Source organism: Thiohalocapsa marina, from assembly GCF_008632335.1.
Classification (GTDB): domain Bacteria; phylum Pseudomonadota; class Gammaproteobacteria; order Chromatiales; family Chromatiaceae; genus Thiohalocapsa; species Thiohalocapsa marina.
Genome location: NZ_VWXX01000093.1, coordinates 1 through 461, shown reverse-complemented (window position 1 = coordinate 461; position 461 = coordinate 1). Strand labels below are relative to the sequence as shown.

Below are 461 nucleotides of genomic sequence, written 5' to 3'. Positions count from 1 at the left end.
GCAGACCTCGCCGTGCTCGCCGCCGAGCGCGAGCAGGTGCTGCGGCCGTCCTATGGACCCTGGTTCAAGGATTTTCCCACCCCGGCGCCGATCACCATCGCCCAGCGGGACTGGATGGCGGTGAAGCGGGAATTCGCCGAGGCGGTGCAGGCCGAGATGGCGGTACGGCGGGGGTTGGTGTAGGGGATTGGCGGCAGACAGGCGGAGCGGGGATGTTGCGATGGGCGGTTACAAGCAGCGGAAAGCGGACACTGCCAATAGTGGTGACGGTGGCCGCTAAACGCTGGCGGAAAGTCCTGTCCATCCTTCCGACCGTCCGGTCTCGAACCTAAACCGGACCCTGCAGGCCTCGATCGTTTGTCCGTCCAAATTCCTGCCATAGGCAGCCTAGCCCGCATATCTCACCAGCCGAGCAGATCAATGGGGGCAAACAAGACCCCATTGCCATTCCGGCCGAACGC

General features: G+C 64.2%; 1 protein-coding gene. It reads left to right on the top strand.

The window, feature by feature from the left end; all coding sequences use genetic code 11:
- Positions 1-183, top strand: a 183-nt coding sequence (locus F2Q65_RS19590; RefSeq protein WP_211354126.1) for a hypothetical protein, incomplete at its 5' end; no start/stop codon positions are given.
- Positions 184-461: the final 278 nt, after the last annotated feature.